Annotated in this window: 1 protein-coding gene; it reads left to right on the top strand. The window is 47.2% G+C overall.

Annotated elements, in window-relative coordinates; all coding sequences use genetic code 11:
* Positions 1-551 (top strand): hypothetical protein (locus R7Q48_RS30070; RefSeq protein WP_318134061.1); only part of this gene is annotated, 551 nt, incomplete at both ends.

Below are 551 nucleotides of genomic sequence, written 5' to 3'. Positions count from 1 at the left end.
GAACTGATGGCTCTATTAGCTTTAGACCAAATGACGATCTTGATCATACCGATGCGGCTTCAATCGATTTCACGGTTCATGTTACGGCTACCGATGGTGACGGCGATACGAGTACCGCCGATCTCGACATCTCCGTGACAGACAGAAATGCACAAATCGATACCTCATCGGTGTTGTCTTTCGAAGATAAAGGCCGTGACGGCTCTATCCTTGGCACTGATAATGCCAATACGCAAGATAACTTATCTGGTCTAGATACTACGCCAGCGAAAGTCGATCTAGTGATTAACTTGCACGACCTCGATAGAAATGAAAGCCTAGGCGATATCACGATTCGCGATGCGAGCACGCACAACGGCACGTTCTATTATCGAAATGCCAATGGTGAGTACATTGAACTTACGCCAGTCAATGGCTCTGTTGTGTTGGACGGTTCGAATGTCATTCAATCATTCAATGGTGAGTTCGTTACGCTTGAGAACCTCTATTTTGTGCCTGACCGCCATTTTGCGACAGGCGATAGTGGCATAGATCCACGCATCCGAGTTGAG

The sequence above is a fragment of the Vibrio sp. 378 genome (genome assembly GCF_033339435.1).
This window is presented reverse-complemented; position numbering and strand designations above follow the sequence as displayed.